Origin of the sequence: Variovorax sp. YR566 (assembly GCF_051992195.1) — a bacterium.
Taxonomy (GTDB): domain Bacteria; phylum Pseudomonadota; class Gammaproteobacteria; order Burkholderiales; family Burkholderiaceae_C; genus Variovorax.
The window spans coordinates 6,404,881-6,421,308 of the sequence record NZ_CP197092.1 but is presented as its reverse complement, the minus strand read 5'-3'; the positions used below and the strand labels follow the sequence as shown (position 1 = coordinate 6,421,308).

Annotated in this window: 17 protein-coding genes, 1 tRNA gene, 1 pseudogene and 1 other annotated feature; of the genes and pseudogenes, 5 read left to right on the top strand and 14 right to left on the bottom strand. The window is 62.1% G+C overall.

All coding sequences use genetic code 11. The annotated features are described in order from the left end of the window. Positions 1 to 468 precede the first annotated feature (468 nt). The 11 genes and pseudogenes from ACTG4X_RS30075 to ACTG4X_RS30025 form a co-directional block, all read right to left on the bottom strand. Positions 469 to 957, bottom strand: coding sequence for a hypothetical protein (locus ACTG4X_RS30075; RefSeq protein ID WP_440532659.1), 489 nt, complete (start codon positions 955 to 957; stop codon positions 469 to 471). Between the two features lie 58 nt (positions 958 to 1,015). After that, a complete protein-coding gene (gene tnpC / locus ACTG4X_RS30070; RefSeq protein ID WP_440532658.1) occupies positions 1,016 to 2,395 on the bottom strand; it encodes an IS66 family transposase in 1,380 nt (459 codons plus the stop codon). A 70-nt stretch (positions 2,396 to 2,465) separates the two neighbouring features. Beyond that, positions 2,466 to 2,813 (bottom strand): IS66 family insertion sequence element accessory protein TnpB, encoded by a 348-nt coding sequence (tnpB, locus tag ACTG4X_RS30065; RefSeq protein ID WP_097197973.1) that lies wholly within the window; start codon positions 2,811 to 2,813, stop codon positions 2,466 to 2,468. Beyond that, on the bottom strand, positions 2,810 to 3,205 hold the full coding sequence (tnpA, locus tag ACTG4X_RS30060; protein ID WP_440532657.1) for an IS66-like element accessory protein TnpA: 396 nt from the start codon (positions 3,203 to 3,205) through the stop codon (positions 2,810 to 2,812). The genes tnpB and tnpA overlap by 4 nt, the downstream gene beginning before the upstream one ends. Positions 3,206 to 3,602: 397 nt before the next feature. After that, positions 3,603 to 3,692, bottom strand: a complete 90-nt coding sequence (locus ACTG4X_RS30055; protein WP_440532656.1) for a hypothetical protein — start codon at positions 3,690 to 3,692, stop codon at positions 3,603 to 3,605. A 347-nt stretch (positions 3,693 to 4,039) separates the two neighbouring features. Next, a complete protein-coding gene (locus tag ACTG4X_RS30050; protein WP_440532655.1) occupies positions 4,040 to 5,413 on the bottom strand; it encodes a hypothetical protein in 1,374 nt (457 codons plus the stop codon). A gap of 172 nt (positions 5,414 to 5,585) precedes the next feature. Continuing rightward, a protein-coding gene (locus ACTG4X_RS30045; RefSeq protein ID WP_440532654.1) for an IS5 family transposase occupies positions 5,586 to 6,349 on the bottom strand; the annotation gives its coding sequence in 2 pieces (ribosomal slippage) (positions 5,586 to 6,034 and positions 6,034 to 6,349; 765 coding nt in all). Between the two features lie 313 nt (positions 6,350 to 6,662). Then, positions 6,663 to 7,166, bottom strand: coding sequence for a hypothetical protein (locus tag ACTG4X_RS30040; protein WP_097201234.1), 504 nt, complete (start codon positions 7,164 to 7,166; stop codon positions 6,663 to 6,665). Next, on the bottom strand, positions 7,163 to 8,224 hold the full coding sequence (gene tnpC, locus ACTG4X_RS30035; RefSeq protein ID WP_440534441.1) for an IS66 family transposase: 1,062 nt from the start codon (positions 8,222 to 8,224) through the stop codon (positions 7,163 to 7,165). Before tnpC (ACTG4X_RS30035) ends, ACTG4X_RS30040 begins: the two co-directional genes overlap by 4 nt. A gap of 36 nt (positions 8,225 to 8,260) precedes the next feature. Beyond that, positions 8,261 to 8,660: pseudogene (locus ACTG4X_RS30030) on the bottom strand (transposase); the annotation flags it as partial. Then, positions 8,267 to 8,383, bottom strand: a sequence feature (AL1L pseudoknot). (Overlaps the previous pseudogene by 117 nt.) 132 nt (positions 8,661 to 8,792) lie before the next feature. Beyond that, entirely contained in the window at positions 8,793 to 9,236 is a 444-nt protein-coding gene (locus tag ACTG4X_RS30025; protein ID WP_440532653.1) for a hypothetical protein, read from the bottom strand. Between ACTG4X_RS30025 and ACTG4X_RS30020 the strand changes: the two genes are divergently transcribed. Beyond that, complete coding sequence (locus ACTG4X_RS30020) at positions 9,235 to 9,609, top strand: hypothetical protein (RefSeq protein ID WP_440532652.1); 375 nt, start codon at positions 9,235 to 9,237, stop codon at positions 9,607 to 9,609. The genes ACTG4X_RS30025 and ACTG4X_RS30020 overlap by 2 nt on opposite strands. Positions 9,610 to 9,639: 30 nt before the next feature. Here ACTG4X_RS30020 and ACTG4X_RS30015 read toward each other — a convergent pair whose 3' ends face one another. After that, positions 9,640 to 10,869, bottom strand: coding sequence for a tyrosine-type recombinase/integrase (locus ACTG4X_RS30015; protein WP_440532651.1), 1,230 nt, complete (start codon positions 10,867 to 10,869; stop codon positions 9,640 to 9,642). Between the two features lie 174 nt (positions 10,870 to 11,043). Next, a tRNA-Arg gene (locus ACTG4X_RS30010) sits at positions 11,044 to 11,118 on the bottom strand. A gap of 230 nt (positions 11,119 to 11,348) precedes the next feature. Between ACTG4X_RS30010 and ACTG4X_RS30005 the strand changes: the two genes are divergently transcribed. From ACTG4X_RS30005 to ACTG4X_RS29990, 4 genes are all read left to right on the top strand, one after another. After that, positions 11,349 to 12,368 (top strand): Bug family tripartite tricarboxylate transporter substrate binding protein, encoded by a 1,020-nt coding sequence (locus ACTG4X_RS30005; RefSeq protein WP_093057507.1) that lies wholly within the window; start codon positions 11,349 to 11,351, stop codon positions 12,366 to 12,368. A gap of 122 nt (positions 12,369 to 12,490) precedes the next feature. After that, a complete protein-coding gene (locus ACTG4X_RS30000; RefSeq protein ID WP_093177419.1) occupies positions 12,491 to 13,012 on the top strand; it encodes a tripartite tricarboxylate transporter TctB family protein in 522 nt (173 codons plus the stop codon). A gap of 24 nt (positions 13,013 to 13,036) precedes the next feature. Continuing rightward, positions 13,037 to 14,572: a tripartite tricarboxylate transporter permease gene (locus tag ACTG4X_RS29995; protein WP_093057509.1), complete on the top strand. Its 1,536-nt coding sequence runs from the start codon at positions 13,037 to 13,039 to the stop codon at positions 14,570 to 14,572. A gap of 22 nt (positions 14,573 to 14,594) precedes the next feature. Beyond that, a complete protein-coding gene (locus ACTG4X_RS29990; RefSeq protein WP_440532650.1) occupies positions 14,595 to 15,431 on the top strand; it encodes a cytidylate kinase family protein in 837 nt (278 codons plus the stop codon). A 301-nt stretch (positions 15,432 to 15,732) separates the two neighbouring features. Here ACTG4X_RS29990 and ACTG4X_RS29985 read toward each other — a convergent pair whose 3' ends face one another. Further along, positions 15,733 to 16,341 carry a Crp/Fnr family transcriptional regulator gene (locus ACTG4X_RS29985; protein WP_440534440.1) on the bottom strand — a complete coding sequence of 203 codons (609 nt, stop codon included), beginning with the start codon at positions 16,339 to 16,341 and terminating at the stop codon, positions 15,733 to 15,735. Positions 16,342 to 16,428: the final 87 nt, after the last annotated feature.

Genomic DNA, 16,428 nt, shown 5'->3' with positions numbered 1-16,428 from the left:
GCCTGCATAGGCCGTGGCCATCGCCTCCACCTTGATGCCAAGCGCCCTCTCGACCCGCTGGGAGCTGCCCGTACCCTCGGTGCCTAGCAACGTGTCCTCCGCCAGCGCCGCTTTAGCCGCCTTCGCGGCATCGCCCAGTCGCAGCGCACACCGCTTCCTCGTTGCAATGTATTCCTTGGCTTTCGGAGACGCACTGTCGAAGCAGCATTTGCGGAGGCATCGAGGTCGCAACTTAGCCGCTAAATTCCAAACTTAGAGCGACAAACCCCGAAGATTTCCACCCTAAGTGAAACAACGGTTCCAAGCGCAGTGCCTGTTTGGGGCGTAAGTGATTGACTCCAAAGAGAGGCGGGGCTCACTCCTCCTGAAACTCGACATCAGCAAGAGCTGAGCGCGCGCGGCTCAGATCGGCCGCACGTCGAAGAACGGTAATAGTCCGCTCGAGGCCGTTGTTGACGGCCGGGTGGTTTAAGGCGTGATGTCGGTGACGTGTTGAAGCAGAGCGAACGCCACGCGCCATGCGCGACCGTCGCAGTGAACGGTGGCTGTGCGCTGGTTGATCCGAACGATTTCTCCGACGTGGCGCTTGAGGCTTTGGTCGGTAAAGCTCACGCGCTGGCCGACGCGGAAGTCCTGTTTGTGATAGATCTCCGGCGGCGGCCTCAGCGGTGCTGCAGTCGCCGGTGAGGGTGACGCGCCTGCCTGCTGATCATCGACAGGCACGACGGCCGCGTACAGCACGCTGAAGCGCTGTTTGCTTTGCTCATCGATCAGTGTGACCTGCCGGTCTTTCATCGCCGCGATGCGAGCCTCGCGCAGCTTGCCGGTCCCCCAGTCCCAGTACCTCACCAGTTGGCCCATGTGCAACTGCGAGCGCGCCTGCACGATGCGCCTGGGGTCGGCCATGAGTTGCTCGATGACCCAGCTGAGCTGGTACAGCTCAGCGCTGGTGGCCATGGGGAGATCTTCGATCTGCTTGACACGCATGCTGGCGATTTTGCCAGCGGCGATGCGCTCAGGCCGCGAGCTTGTCAGTCGGCTGTGAGCTCGTCGGCGCCGCCTTGGCAAGCTCACTGGCAACCGCCCACGGCAGCAACTCGTCGATACGGTTGCTCGGATACCCGATCGCCAACGCCATCGGCGACTTCGCCGAGACCTGCGACAGCGCGGTGTTGAACCATGCCTTCAGGTCGCCCAGCATTGCAGCGGTTCGTTCCCGGCGAACTCGCATTCGCTCGTGTGGCGGCTTGCCTCGGATCTCGGCTTCCACCCCGAAGACCTTGCCGATGCGCTGCAGCGCCTGGTGCGCCAGCGTTCCGCCGAGCTTGTGCTGGCGCTCGTGGATGTCCCACAGCTTGCGCCGTGCATGGCTCCAGCAAGCCGCTTCGACCACCCGGCCGTCTTCATACAAGGGGTGGTAGCCAGCGAAGGCATCAGCTTGCAGGATTCCCTTGAAGTGCCGCAGGTGGCGCACTGGATGCTCGCCCTTGCGGTTTGCTGAGTACTGGAACCACACTGCTGGCGGCGCTGTGTCGCCGCTGGGCCGGTCATCCCTCACATACACCCACAGACGGCCTGTTCGAGCCTTCGCGCCTGCGCCGCCGAGCACGCGGATCGGCGTGTCGTCGCCATGGATCTTGTTGGCGGCCAACACGTAGCGGCCGATGGCTTCGGCCAGCGGGCTCAGCAAGCGTGCCGCCTGCGCCACCCAGTCGGCCAGGGTCGAGCGCTGCAGCTCGACGCCTTCACGGCCGTAGATCTGGCACAGCCGATACAAGGGTGTGTGATCGCAATACTTGCTCACCAACACGTGCGAGAGCAGCCCGGCGCCGGCCATGCAGCGATCGATGGGGCGACTCGGCGCGGGCACCTGCGTGATCGTGCTGCAGTTCGCGCAAGCGAGCTTGGGGCGAACGTGGCGCACAACATGGAAGCTGCCCGGCTCATAGTCGAGTACCTCCGCGACGTCCTGGCCGATCTCGCGAAGACCGCGGCCGCAGGCCTGGCAGTTGCAACCGCTGTGCGGCGTATGCATCACGGTGCGCCGCGGCAGATGATCTGGCAAGTCGCGCACGCCGGTGCGCTGTCGCGCCTGGCGCTTCTTGCGGCCCTGCTCGATGGACGTGACGTTGGAAGGGTGCTCGCCGTCTTCGGCGTCGGCGCCCTCGGCCTGTGTTGTCGGCGTCAATGTCGGCTGCGCGAGCTGGCCGCCCACCAGCTCAAGCTGGGCGTGCTCGAGTTGCTCGCTGGAGCGGCCGTACTTCATGCGTCGCAAGTACGCCACTTCGACCTTGAGCTTCTCGACAGTGAGCAGCGCGATCTTCAATGCCTCTTGCGAGCGCTGCACTTCGCCGCTGAGCGCGGCGTTGGCGGCAAGCAGTTCCTGTGAGGTCATGGGCACGAATGTGCCGGTCGGTACCTGGCCCTACAACGGGAGTTGTCCTGTCAACTTGGCCGATGCTCCACTACGCCGCTGCGCGTGGCTGCCAGGTGCGCTCGGGTCGGCGCCAGTCGATGCCTTCGAGCAGCATCGACAGCTGCGCACCGCTCAACGAGATCGATCCCGACTCGGCCTGTGGCCAGACGAATCGCCCTCGCTCCAGCCGCTTGGCCAGCAGGCACATGCCGTCGCCGTCACTCCACAACAGCTTGACCAGGTCGCCGCGCCGCCCGCGGAAGACGAAGACGTGGCCGGAGTACGGATCCTCGGTGAGAGCGGTCTGCACCTTCGCCGCCAGCGTGTCCATGCCGCAACGCATGTCCGTCACGCCAGCGGCCAGCCAGACGCGGGTGCCCGCCCGCGGGCCGATCATGCACTCTGGCGCAGTGCGCGCAAGACACTGCACAGGCTGTCTTCGTCGACAGTCCCACGCAGTCGCAATTGCGCGCCGGCGAACTCCAGTTCGATGACGCCGTTGCGCGGTGTCGGTCTCGATGACGATGGGGCAGGCGCAGCGGAAGTCGGAATGGACATGACCTCGGTCGCCGGTGCTACCTCTATCGGCAACAGCACCGCCGGCGGCGCGTCGCCTGCGGCTCGAACATGCTCCCTGCGCCACTTGAACAGCATGTTGGCGTTGATGCCGCTGCGCAGCGCTATCGCCGACACGGACGCGCCCGGCTCCAAACTCTGCCGTACCAGCTCCTGCTTGAACGCACGGTCGTGATGTCGTCGGCCGGCCTTCGAGGCTTGCTCACTCTTCATGGTGCACACCATCTCCTTTAGCGCACACCTCCAAGCGGGTCTGCGATTGAGGTCAGATGCTTGCTGCCGCCTGAGCATCAGGCAAGGACGGTCTTCGTCGGACTATTACGACCATCGCCACTGCGCGCGAACATCTGTCATTCCAGACCGAGGACCCCTGGGAGGGCTACTGGAAGGCCAAGCAGACGCTCACTGGGCCGATGAAGGTGCTTGGGTTCGCGAAGAAGAAGGGTGATTGATGTATGACGAACGTGCTGCGCTGTAGTCAACGACTGCTTCAGCCTCGGCATGTCGAATTCGGGTTCTTCTCGCGTGACTGGTTGCTGTCCGACTGTGAGCGCCGGTTGAGTCTTGACCTACCGGGTCAGAAGTCCAGGGAATCCAACAGCCCTCGTGTCTAGAGCCGCGCCTTGGCCGCTAATTCGGTCACAGAAACGCCAATGCCTGCGGCGATCTGAACAACGGTCATCACGCCAGGGTTTTGCATCCCTCTTTCGATGCTGCTCAGGTAAGAGCGGTCGATGTGACTGCGATGCGCCAACCACAGAATTCACGCACCGCGCCAGGGCGCTCAGGCATGGGCGCGAATGCCCCATTCTGAGTCCGTTGTGGCAGCGTTCTCGCATGCCCGGTTGCAGGTTCAATCGGGAACGGAGGTGTGCGAGCCGACGGCCTCTTGGATTCGTGAACAACCTATGCCTCCTTACAAATCTTTCCAACTCCAACGTTGCAGCAAGGGGCGGGCAATCGTCGACTCGATTGCCGTCAATGCTGCACACCGCCCTTCGGCATGCTTGGCGTAGGCACTGACAGCAGCGTCAAGAGGGTAGTGCATTACTTGTAGGCAGTGATGAGCAATGTGCGCCCGGAATTGACGACGAATTTGTATGAGCTATTTGGATGATCTAAGCTAATGTTCCCCTTGTTGTTTGATGTTTCCACAAATCCATTCGGACCTTTGCTGTTTTCAGGTCTTCTTGCCCATTCGAAAACTCTTTTTACTTCAAGAATGCTGGGTGCGTGATCTTGTGAATGAGAAATCCAGTCGCAAAACACTTCACCGCCCAACTGATATTGAAAATCTTTCAGTTCTTTGGGCATAAGTATTTTCCCCGCAACGGGGTTGTTGAATGCGGTATTTCTTCGTGTGTACGGCACCGACTCAAATGCCCATTTCAAAACAACTGTGCCATCCAATTTTTTATTCAATGTCTGCAGTTGGCTCGTGCTCAGAATGTTGATTGGCCCAGTCTCGCATGAAACAACAAAAGCATTTAGACCCAAGCGCGGGTAGAGTAGTTTTAATTTCGCCGTCTCCTCTCCTACAACTATCAAATCAGAGAAAATGTGAAAATCTCTCTCGGTGAGATCAAATTCTGGGAGGTAAGAAAGCATTGACTCGACAATTTGCACAGATAACTCGCCGCGCCATCCGCTGAGATCTTCAAGGGTCTTCAGGCATGATCCAACATGAATTAATCCATTTCTACAGTAGCCTTCAAACCATAGAAGCCAATTGCCAAAATGTTTGTAGTCCTGACCGTCTACGTCGGAATTTGGCGTTAACGCGATTGCCCTAGAGTTCAGATCGGCACACCGACTCATCAGGGCTTGTAGGTTTGCTCCGAAATTGGTGGTGAAATCAAATTCGTCCTTGAAAAGTTTTTCGTCTTCTTGTTTTTGAGGTGAAAGCAGGACATTGTTGGTTTTCGGCGGAGGAGTGTACGCAGCCGCATTTGGATTCATTTTGAATTGTCGCGGTGCTGAAGTCTGCCCCTGTGACGGCTCTGCCTGCGCCAATATGGGCACTGGAACGGGCATCTGCACCGGTTGCGGTATCGGCACGGGCATCGCCGTCGGCATTAGCACTGCAACGGGAGCTTGCGCTTGATCAAGCCTAGGCGGGGGGACAGGCTGTGGCAGTACTTGCGCTTGCCGTTGAGGCGGGGCCTGTAGCAGCGGGTCTGGTCGGGCGACGGCCTCTAACAGACCTTGTTGATTCAGGTGTTCTTCATGAGCCCGGGGAACAACAAATGCGCGCTGTCTTCTGAGAAAGTCTCTATGCAGGCGATCCGCCCACTTCCTTTGTTGTCGTTCAGCTGCGCGTGCATCTCGACGAAACTGCTTTCCAAAGGTCATAATAGTCCTTGATTTGAATGAATTGATTTCTTTTGTTTGCAGGGGAGGGCGGCTTCCAAGGCTACCCATGAGTGACTAGGCGATTGACGTATCACGTGCCGTCCTTTTTCATGCGTCAGCGTGTAATTGGATGGCGTTCTAACTGCTCGCACAATTTCTTGTCAACTCGGCGTCAACGAAAGAAAAAGCAGTTCGCCTGAAAACTCGACTGAAGCTTCTGGATGAGGAGATCTAGGGCCTGTTAACACAACCGCAAGCCATCAGCGATGAGGGCGAAGCTGATGAAGGCGGTGAACATGACGTCGAGCTTCTCGAACCGGGAGAAGATGCGCCGATAGCCCTTGAGCCGACGGAACAAGCGTTCGACTTCATTGCGGCGCTTGTACATGGCGCGGTCGTATTCCCACGGCTCGACGCGGGTGCGCAGTGGCGGGACGACAGGTATAAAGCCGAGGTCAAGCGCAAGCTGTCGAGTCTCGTTGCCTTCATAGGCGCGATCCATGAGCAGATGCAGCGGCCGATTCGGCGCGCCCAAGCGCCTGAGCAACTCGCGACCTTCGGGTGCATCGTGCGCCTGGCCCGGCGACAACGAGAACGTTGCGGCCGTGCGCGCGTCCGCGGCGAGAAGGTGGATCTTGGTGTTCCATCCGCCGCGGGACTTGCCGATAGCTTGCGGACCGTTTTTTTTCCAGCGCCTGTGGCATCGGGATGCACCTTGACGCTGGTGCTGTCCAACGACACGGCTTCGATCTTGATCTGCACCACTTGCGCGAGCTGTAGCTGCGCGAAGGCTGTGTCCAGGACGCCAGACTTGGCCCAGCGATTCATGCGCGTGTAGATGGTGTGCCAGTTGCCGAACCGCTTGGGCAGGCCTCGCCACTTGCACCCATGCTCGGCGACGTACAAGATGGCATTGAGTACCTGCAAGTTCGACAAGCTGACATTGCCTCGCTGAGTCGGCAAGCAGTCCTCGATCTGCTCAAACTGCGCTCGTGTGATCTCCATGCCACCAATGTCGCTCGAACACGCGATGCGCGCAACTAGTGTTAACAGGCCCTAGCCGAAAGGCCACACACCAACAATGACAAATCAATGGTATTGGGAGTGTTGTCGACACGATGAATATGAAAGGACTCAATTCCCGGAGATTGCTGTTGTCGATGAACGACTGTAGGGCGGCGCGTGGTCGCGCAAGGTAAGGTCGAGCATCAGGGGTTCTCGCCGAGAGCGGCTCGCAGCTTGGCACCGTCCATGCGTGCGCTATCACCCGCCGTACCGTGAGCGTCCAGTCATCCCATCTTGACCGGCCCCACGCGGGTCACTTGGACTGCAACTGCGCTCCGACGTAGGCAACGCACTCCACGAGGTTGAGAGCGGCCAGCAGCAAGAACTTCTCGGCATCAGTTCGCACGCGCAGCAGGTCATGCTCGCCGAGGTAGCCGTACACGAACGCCAGCAGGTAGCGCTCGGGGTGGTCAACGCAGAACTTCGTGATCATCTGCGCGACGAGGTCTGGCGGCACGCCCTCGGTGAACTGCATCGTCGCCGTCAGCCGCTGCAAGCAGGTTTCCTGGACGTCTTCAGAGATCGTCGGCACGGCGTGCCCGCAGTGCTTCATGGCCTGGAAGGCAACCAGCAGAACGTGGATCGGCACCTCAAGCTGCAGCATGTCGACCCCGTAGCGAGGCAACACGAGGATGGAGGCCAGCAGGTTCGGCTGCTGGACGTAGATTTCGTCAGCCAGCTCAACCTTTTGTTGCGCGCTCATGCGGTCGACGTCGATGTTCGCCCGCACCATCACGGCCTGCGTGAGCAAGGTCATGGTCGCGCGTCGGACGCTGGCTGCCATCGGTGCGGCAGCAAGTCCTCGATCTGGCTGGCGCGCTGCGTCGGCAGGCGCTGCAACACGTCGCGCAGGTAGGCCCAGGGGTCATGGCCGTTCAGGCGCGCCGACTGCACCAGGCTCATCACGATGGCGGCGCGTTGGCCAGCGAGTTCACTGCCCACGAACATCCATGCCTTGCGGCCCATCGCCCACGGCTTGATTTGGCGCTCGAGGTGGTTGTTGTCGATGGCGACCGCGCCGTCGTCCAAGTGACGCGTCAGCGCGGCCCAGTGCCCCAGCGTGTAGTCGATGGCCTTGGCCGTCGGGCCGCCGTCGGCCACCAGCCGGCGCTCCAGTTGTAGCCAGTGCTTGAGCTCTTCCCACAGCGGCCTGGCGAGCTGCTGGCGTTGCGCCCGGCGCTCGTCATCGCTGAGCTCTTTGAGCTGTGCCTCGACCCCGTAGATGCGCGCGAAGCGACGCACCGCCTCCAGGCCCACCACGCTGGTGCCGTCGTGCGTCAACTCTTCGAAGTTGCGGCGCGCGTGCGCGGCGCAGGCTGCGCCCAGGCGGTCCGGATACAGCCGGGGATCGACCACGGTCTCGTAGGCGCCGTAGCGGTCGGTCAGCAACGTGCCCGACCATCGTCTGCCGTGTCTCCCTCGGCCTCCCAGGAATGCCAGCGGGTACTGCGCCCCGCGTCCCGGGCAGAACTCGTAGATCACACCAGGCACCTTGTCGTGCCAGCTTCTGGCGTAGGCCCAGACGTAGGCTCGGCGCGTCTTGCCCGCGCCGGGGTCCAGCAGGGCCACTGGGGTCTCGTCGGCGTGCAGCACCGCGCAGCTGAGGATGAAGCGCCTGTGCGCCTCGTGCAGCGGCTCCAGCGCTGCACCTGCCTGGCCGGTGATGGACGCCAGCGTCGAGCGCGGTGTGTGCACGCCGCTGCGGGCGTTGATGGTCGCTTGCCGGTAGTACGGCATGTGGTCCACGAAGCGGCTGATCAGCGTGTGCGCGACGAAGCCGCTGGCAGCGATACCGCCCTCGATGACTTCTGCCACGCTGGGCGCCTGGCGCAGCACCTGGCAGCAGCGGCAGCCCGACGGGGCGACCTGCAAGACCTTGCAGATCGGCTCGACCCCGAAGGTGCCGCGATGCTTGTCGATGAAATCCCTCAGGACTTCAGTCGGCGGTCGAGCTCCGCCTGGGCGAAAAACGCACTCGCCAGCTTGAGGATCTCGTTGGCTCGGCGTAGCTCCTTGACCTCGCGTTCGAGCTCCTTCATCCGCTGGGCCTCGCTGGTCGTCACGCCTTCGCGTACGCCGTTGTCGACCTCATCGCCTTGACCCATTCGTTCAGCGTCTGCGGCACGCAGCCGATCTTCGGTGCAATCGATTCGATCGCAGCCCACAGCGACGGGTACTCCCCACGGTGCTCCTGCACCATCCTCACCGCGCGCTCACGCACCTCGGGTGAAAACTTGTTTGACTTCTTCATGGCTCAATCCTCTCAGAGTGTTGAGCCTCCTGAAAAGCCGGGGCGCTTCAAATCGACATGTAGATCACTGCCTCAGTTAACAGGGGCTATCTATTAAAGAGAACCAGCAGACCGACGACCCCCGTTATTAAGTTATGCCCGTGCCCAGCCCCTTGTGGTCGCCTTCCAGCCAGGGGCGAGGGCGGGAATCAACGGCTTCGCTTCCTTCTTCACGTCCTCCGAATACCCCAGGTCTGCCCAGAGCCTCCGGGAGGACACTGCGATCTCCTTGGACACCCTGAGCCTCTCGGCCACTGCTTGAGCCGCCTGGGTCTTCTGTGCCGGTCCCGGCGTCCCTTCCGGATGCCAATCCTCCCAACGCATCCCGGGCGTCACCTTGTCCAGATGCGTGCGGAAATTGGACCTCGCATCCATAGACAACCAGGCTGTCATCGCAGGAGCTTCGCGCTCGTTCACGATGAGACGCATCCTCCCTCGCGCCAAGGCCTGGAAGATGTCGCCGGCACAGACGCTCGCCAGCGCATCCAGCATCTCCGTGTGCTTCAGCGTGTAGGTTGCCGCCGCTGCGCAAGCCATGGAGGACGCCATTCCGGACTGCCTCGTCTCAGGCTACGAACACCTGATCGAGGGCCTGAAGCTATCGGACCCTGAAGACCGCCACGTGCTGGCGGCTGCGATCTCTGGGCACGTGGATGCGATCATGACGTGGAACGAAAAGGACTTTCCCAGGGAAGTGCTGGACCCGTTCGGCATCGAGGTACAGACCCCTGACGAATTCGTCCTCAACCAGTTGATGCTGGAGAAGCTCACCGCCCTCGCAGCTTTGAAGCGAATGCGCGAGCGCTGGGCCCGACCGCAGTACGACGCGATCGCGTTGGTCGCCCTGCTCGAAAAGCGCGGATTGCCCCAGACTGCGGCGCACCTGCGCGATGTCGTGGCACTCATCTAGCTGGCTTGGCAGGCGCGCGCGGACTTGGCGCTATGTCATCTGGCGCGGCTTCAAGGGAATCGCGTCGGCACCGATGCGCAGCTTGTCGAGGTAGTCCGCCCAGCGCTGCATCATTTCCTGGCGCGCGGGGAGATGTGCGGTGCGGTTGTACGCGCGACCGTTGGCATCCTTGACCGTGTGGGAGAGCTGGTGCTCTATGAAGTCCACGCGCTCGCCAAGCACCTCATCCATGATCGTCCGCGCGGTTGCCCTGAAGCCGTGGGCCGTGTGAACTTCAGCGCTGTAGCCCATCCCGCGCAGGGCGGCATTGATCGTGTTCTCGCTCATGGGGCGTTCACCCGTCCGTATGCTGGGAAACACAAATCGTCCATGCCCTGTGATCGGGTGGAGGTTGCGCAGGATCTCCACCGCTTGGGTTGCTAGCGGCACGACGTGATCGACCTTCATTTTCATCTTCGGGCCGGCGATGCGCCACTCGGCCGCGTCCAGGTCGATCTCAGCCCATTCCGCGGTGCGCAACTCGCCAGGCCGGACAAACAGCAGAGGGGAAAGCTTCAGCGCGGCAACGGTAGTGGGGTGGCCGCTATAGGCATGGATCGAGCGCATCAGGTCTCCGACCCGCTTGGGCTCGGTAATGGCGGCGAAGTGCTTGGTCGCTTTCGAGGCCAGAGCTTCGCTCAGATCGGCGGTCACGTCCCTCTCTGCCAGTCCTGAGACCACTGCGAAGCGAAACACCTGCCCGCAAAGCTGCTTGACGCGATGGGCGGTATCGATAGCGCCGCGTGCTTCCAGCTTGCGGACAACTCGCTCCAGAATGTCGCGCGGACCGATGGTGGACATGGGCATCTTGCCGATGAAGGGGAACACGTCCTTCTCGAGCCATGTCTTGACCTTGAGCTGCGTTCCACTGGCTCGTTTGGCCGCAGTCTTTCCCAGCCACTCGCGCGCAACCGCCTCGAACGTATTCGCCGCTGCGTCGGCTCGGGCTCTCTTTTCTTCGCGCTTGGCCGCGCTTGGGTCAATCCCGTCTGCCAGCAGCTCGCGGGCGGCGGCGCGGCGATCCCGAGCTTTGGCCAGCGAGACCTCTGGGTAGGTACCCAGCGCCAGCGTTTTCCGCTTGCCGGCGAAGGTGTAATCCATTCGCCAGTATTTCCCAGCAGTCTTCACCAACAGGTACATGCCGGCGCCGTCGGCATATTTGTCGCCGATGGCCTTCCCGGTGGGCTTCACCTGCCTAACAAACGTGTCTGTCAGTGCCATCTCCACTCCTTAACGGTATCTCGTCACGGGGATTTCCGGGATACCGGCAAAAGTAACGGTATTTCTGGGAGATCGGATGCTACGCGGTGCATCGTCGCGAGGCAAAGAAAAACCCGCTACGCTGGGGAAACGTGCGGGTTTTGAGGCTTGGTGAGACGCCGTGAACCGGGTCCTTGGTGCCTTCGACAGGAATCGAACCTGTATCTGAGTCTTAGGAGGACCCCGTTCTATCCATTGAACTACGAAGACGGATTGAGGCGAGAGGAGAGGAGACCCCGCTGCGCGCCGCGATTTTATAGGCTTGGCGATGACAGGACGCGCAGGGCTCGCCAGCGCGGGCTAACCCGAATACGAAATCTGCGAAAAGTTGACCGCGATCAAGCAGGCGTGAATCAGTGGCGCGCACCATCGTGCCGGTCCGTATCTCTGCTCAGATCCAAGAACAAAAAAGAGCGAAACACTACACAGGAGACAACCTGATGAAGAAGATCGCTTCGCTCGTTCTGGGCCGTACGAAGGTCGTTGCCGCGGCCGTTCTGGCGCTGGCAGCCGCCACGCCCGCCCTCGCATGGGAACCCACCAAGCCGGTGGAGTTCGTGATTCCCGCCGGCACCGGCGGAGGCGCCGACCAGATGGGGCGCCTGCTGCAGGGCATCGTCATCAAATACAAGCTGATGAAGGAGCCTCTGATCGTCGTCAACAAGTCGGGCGGCGCGGGCGCCGAGGGCTTTCTGGCGGTGAAGGAAGCCAAGGGCGATCCGCACAAGATCGTCATCTCGCTGTCGAACCTGTTCACCACGCCGATGGCTACGGGCGTGCCTTTCAACTGGAAGGACATGACACCGGTCGCCATGCTGGCCCTCGACCAGTTCGTGCTGTGGACCAACGCGACCGAGCCCTACAAGAACGCCGGCGAGTACATCACCGCGGTGAAGACCGCGGGGCCGAGCAAGTTCAAGATGGCCGGCACGGGCTCGAAGCAGGAAGACCAGATCATCACGGTCGCGCTCGAGAAAGCCACCGGCACCAAGTTCATCTACGTGCCGTTCAAGGGTGGCGGCGAGGTGGCGGTGCAGCTGGTGGGCGGCCATGTGAATTCGACGGTGAACAACCCGATCGAGGCGGTGGCGCAGTGGCGTGCGGGCAAGCTGCGCGCGCTGTGCGTGTTCGACGACGAGCGCATGCCGTTCAAGGCCAAGGTCACGGACACGCAGTCGTGGAACGACATCCCCACCTGCAAGGAAGCGGGCGTGCCCACCAAGTACACGATGCTGCGCGGCATATTCATGCCACCCGGCGTGACGCCCGACCAGCTCGCGTTCTACAAGGACCTGCTGGTCAAGGTCGCCGCCACGCCGGAGTGGAAGGAGTACATGGAGAAGGGTGCCTTCAACCCGACCTTCATGACCGGCGACGCCTTCGCGAAATGGCTCACCGAGGCCGAGGCCACGCACCGCACGCTGATGGCTGACGCGGGCTTCCTCGCAAGCAACAAGTAGCCGACAGGTCGCGACGGCGCCGCGCGCCGCGCGGCACCCACAGAGTGCCGGCGGCCCGACGGACGGCGTGCGCGCCGCATCCGTCCCTTCTTTCTTTCTCACACAACCACGATGGGGGCTCCATGGAGCACGACGAAACATCCGAGGGCCCGGCGCGTTCGGGCATCTCCACCCACCTGGTCGAAGCGGCGGTGGCATTGGCGCTGCTGGTGATCGGCCTGGTGGTGGTCTTCGAGGCGCGCAAGCTCGGCGCGGGCTGGACCAGCGACGGCCCCGGCGCGGGCTACTTTCCGTTCTTCATCGGCGTGATCATCACGATCTCGGGCGCCGGCATCCTCTACCAGGCACTGCTCGGCAAGAGCCGCAACACCGCGGTGTTCGTCGATTCGGTGCAGCTCAAGCGCGTGCTGTCGGTGCTGGTGCCGGCCACGGTCTACGTGCTGGCGATCACCTTCCTCGGCATCTACCTGGCATCGGCGATCTACATCGCACTGTTCATGGTGGTGCTGGGCAAGTACGCGTGGCTCAAGAGCGTGCTTGCCGCGCTGGCGGTCAACACGCTGTTCTTCTTCATGTTCGAGGTCTGGTTCAAGGTGCCGCTGTTCAAGGGCACTCTCGATCCGCTTCGATTCCTCGGCTACTGAACCTACTCACGGAGCACAAGCGAAATGGAAGAAATCAGTGCCCTGATGCAGGGCTTTTCAGTGATCCTCACGCCAATGAACATCGGCCTGATGTTCGTCGGCATCATCCTCGGCGTGTTGATCGGCGTGCTGCCAGGCCTCGGCGGCGCCAACGGCGTGGCGATCCTGCTGCCGCTCACCTTCACGATGTCGCCGACCTCGGCCATCATCATGCTGTCGTGCATCTACTGGGGGGCGCTGTTCGGCGGGGCCATCACCTCGATCCTGTTCAACATACCGGGCGAGCCGTGGTCGGTGGCCACCACATTCGACGGCTATCCGATGGCGCAGAACGGGCAGGCCGGCGCGGCGCTCACGACGGCCTTCACCTCGTCGTTCGTGGGCGCCTTTCTCGCGGTGGTGATGATCACCTTCCTCGCGCCGCTGGTCGCCAAGTTCGCGCTCAAGTTCGGTTCGCCCGAGTTCTTCGCGGTGTACTTGCTGACCTTCTGCAGCTTCGTCGGCATGGGCAAGGGCTCGCCCTTCAAGATCCTGGCGTCGATGGCGCTGGGCTTCGCACTCGCGAGCGTGGGCATGGACACCGTCACCGGCCAGCTGCGCCTGACCTTCGGCCAGCCCGAGCTGATGCGCGGCTTCGACTTCCTGATTGCGGTGATCGGCCTGTTCGGCATCGGCGAAATTCTGCTGTCGATGGAAGAGGGCCTGAAGTTCTCCGGCAAGAGCGCGAAGATCGATCCCAAGGTGGTGTGGCAAACGTGGAAGCAGTTGCCCAAATACTGGGTGACCTCGATCCGCAGCTCGCTCATCGGCATCTGGATGGGCATCACGCCCGGCGGCGCAACGCCGGCCTCGTTCATGAGCTACGGACTTGCCAAGAAGATGTCGAAGAAGGGCGCCAAGTTCGGCACCGGCGAGATGGAAGGCGTGGTCGCACCCGAAACCGCCGCGCACGCCGCCGGCACCAGCGCACTGCTGCCCATGCTGGCGCTGGGCATCCCTGGTTCGCCTACCGCTGCCGTGTTGCTGGGTGGCCTGCTGATCTGGGGCTTGCAGCCCGGGCCGCTGCTGTTCGTCGAGCAGAAAGACTTCGTCTGGGGCCTGATCGCCAGCATGTACCTCGGCAACATCGTCGGCCTGATCGTGGTGCTCAGCACCGTGCCGCTGTTCGCGTCGATCCTGCGTATTCCGTTCTCGATCATCGCGCCGGTGATCATCGTGATATGCGCGATCGGCGCCTACACCGTGCACAACGCGATGCTCGACATCTGGTTCATGCTCGGCTTCGGCGTGATGGGCTATCTCTTCAAGAAGCTCGACTTTCCGCTCGCGCCGCTGGTGCTTGCGCTGGTGCTCGGCGACAAGGCCGAAGACTCCTTCCGCCAGGCCATGCTGGTGTCGCAGGGCGACGTGATGGTGATGTTCTCGAACCCGCTGGTCGGCGGCATCACCACGCTGGCGCTGGTGCTGCTGTTCTGGCCGCTGATCTCGAAGGCGCTGGCGCTGCTCAACAGAAAGCCGAAGAAGCCCGACGAGTTCGCGGTCGAACGGCCGGTGGACTGAAACACAACGAGGAGCCAAAGACATGCCTGTGATCGCACTGACCCAGGAGATGGGGTCCCTCGCGAAAGACGTTTCGCTGAAGCTCGCCGAGACCCTCGGCCTCGCCGTGATGCGCCATGAAGTCATCGAGCACGTGGCAGACCGCATGCAGGTCTCCACGAGCCTGATCGGCCGGCTGCGCAGCGGCAAGGCCGGCCTGGTGGAGCGCCTGACCACCGACTCGCGCAGCGTGGCGCTCTACACGGCCGAGGAACTGTTCGCGCTGGCCGACCGTGGCAATGTGGTGCTGCGCGGCTGGGGTGCCACCTGCCTGCTGCGGCCGGTGCCGCACGTGGTGTGCGTGCGCATCACGCGTTCGCTGAAGAAGCGCGTCGAGTGGCTGATGGGCGACCTCGAAACCGACGACGCCGAATTTGCCGAAGCCGAGATCCGCCGCAGCGACCAGGCTCATGCCGCACGCATGCACTCGCAGTTCGGCGTGACCTGGGGCGACCCGGTGCTCTACGACCTGGTGCTCAACACCGACCGCCTGTCGGTCGAGAGCTGCGTCGAGCAGATCCGCCTGATGGTGAACCGGCCCGAATTCGCAGAAACGCCGGCGTCGCGCGCGCTGCTTGCCAACATGGCGCTGGAAGCGCGTGTGCGCGCCGCGCTGAAGGAGCATGAGGCAACGCGCGACATCAACGTGACGATCACCGCGAACCAGGGCGAGGTGATGCTGCGCGGCATCGTGCTCAACAGCGATGAGCGGGCGCAGGCCGAGGCGGTTGCTGCGGAGGTGTCAGGCGTCAGTGGTGTCCACAACCAGCTCAGGTTGATGGCGAGCACGCGGCGTTTTGCTTCTGCCAAGCAAACGTGAGTTGGTTCGGGGCGCGCTCACGCCGACGGGGTACCTTGCTCCGCGAATGTCCCCCGGCCTGCGGCCTCCTCCTTTATTTCGCTGCGCAAGGCACCCCATCGACGTGATCGTTCAGCGCAGCGTTTGATCGGCCCGCACAACGACTGCGTCCATGTGCGAATGGCATCGGGTGCTCCCCGCAGCGAAATAAAGGAGGAGGCCGCAGGCCGGGGGACATTCGCGGAGGGGAGTACCCGGTGTCATTCGCACGCACCCCGAACAAACCCGAACAAACCCGAACGAACCTGAACGAATACAGGAACTAGATCTTCCCGCGCTTCCGAAGCCGACTAAGGGTTTCTGCTGAGAGATTCAGATACGAAGCCAGCTCCTTGCTCGGAATCCGGTCCTCGAGCTCCGGATGCTTTCGGATGAACCGATGCACGCGCCCTGCCGCATCGAGCAAATGCAGCGTGATCGTGTGCGCCATGATCTCGCTCATACCCCGCATCACCAGGAACTCGAACAGTTCCTTCGTCTCCGGATGCCGGTTCAGAAAGGCGATCCATTCCTTCAGCGGAAGGCTCGCCACCCGCGCCTTCGTCACGCAGACGATGCCGTAGGGCGTGGGCGTGCCCAACCGCAGCGCGGCGTAGCTCGTTTCCATGTCGTTCTCGTCGGCGAAGCGAAGGATCATTTCCTTGCCCTCCGGGTTGCTCACCACCCGCTTGAGGATGCCGTCGAGGATGAAGTATTGCTCCATCTCCCGCACGCCCTGATGCAACAGGAATTCGCCCTTGTTGCCGTCCACGATGACGAGATGGGTTTCCAGTTCGGCGCGGTCGGCTTCGCTCAGGTCCTTGAGAAGGATGTTCTGCCGGAGCTGGGCACGAATGATGTTTTTCTCCGGGTGGTTTTCCAACAACGTCATGGTCACCGTCTTGCTCGATTTTTTCGCTGCCGGCGCCATTCATCGGGGCGCGCCGTTTTCGGGAAAGTTGACCGAGGTCAACGGCCG

Excerpts from the sequence above, each read along its gene's own strand:
- tnpA (WP_440532657.1), bottom strand. The coding sequence starts at position 3,205 with ATGAAGAGTGAGCAAGCCTCGAAGGCCGGCCGACGACATCACGACCGT.
- ACTG4X_RS29990 (WP_440532650.1), top strand. The coding sequence starts at position 14,595 with ATGCCTGTGATCGCACTGACCCAGGAGATGGGGTCCCTCGCGAAAGAC.
- tnpB (WP_097197973.1), bottom strand. The coding sequence starts at position 2,813 with ATGATCGGCCCGCGGGCGGGCACCCGCGTCTGGCTGGCCGCTGGCGTG.
- ACTG4X_RS30025 (WP_440532653.1), bottom strand. The coding sequence starts at position 9,236 with ATGGCTTGCGCAGCGGCGGCAACCTACACGCTGAAGCACACGGAGATG.
- ACTG4X_RS30015 (WP_440532651.1), bottom strand. The coding sequence starts at position 10,869 with ATGGCACTGACAGACACGTTTGTTAGGCAGGTGAAGCCCACCGGGAAG.
- ACTG4X_RS29995 (WP_093057509.1), top strand. The coding sequence starts at position 13,037 with ATGGAAGAAATCAGTGCCCTGATGCAGGGCTTTTCAGTGATCCTCACG.
- ACTG4X_RS30040 (WP_097201234.1), bottom strand. The coding sequence starts at position 7,166 with ATGACCTTGCTCACGCAGGCCGTGATGGTGCGGGCGAACATCGACGTC.
- ACTG4X_RS30055 (WP_440532656.1), bottom strand. The coding sequence starts at position 3,692 with ATGCAAAACCCTGGCGTGATGACCGTTGTTCAGATCGCCGCAGGCATT.
- ACTG4X_RS30000 (WP_093177419.1), top strand. The coding sequence starts at position 12,491 with ATGGAGCACGACGAAACATCCGAGGGCCCGGCGCGTTCGGGCATCTCC.
- ACTG4X_RS30005 (WP_093057507.1), top strand. The coding sequence starts at position 11,349 with ATGAAGAAGATCGCTTCGCTCGTTCTGGGCCGTACGAAGGTCGTTGCC.
- tnpC (WP_440532658.1), bottom strand. The coding sequence starts at position 2,395 with ATGACCTCACAGGAACTGCTTGCCGCCAACGCCGCGCTCAGCGGCGAA.
- ACTG4X_RS29985 (WP_440534440.1), bottom strand. The coding sequence starts at position 16,341 with ATGACGTTGTTGGAAAACCACCCGGAGAAAAACATCATTCGTGCCCAG.
- ACTG4X_RS30050 (WP_440532655.1), bottom strand. The coding sequence starts at position 5,413 with ATGGGTAGCCTTGGAAGCCGCCCTCCCCTGCAAACAAAAGAAATCAAT.
- ACTG4X_RS30075 (WP_440532659.1), bottom strand. The coding sequence starts at position 957 with ATGGCCACCAGCGCTGAGCTGTACCAGCTCAGCTGGGTCATCGAGCAA.
- ACTG4X_RS30020 (WP_440532652.1), top strand. The coding sequence starts at position 9,235 with ATGGAGGACGCCATTCCGGACTGCCTCGTCTCAGGCTACGAACACCTG.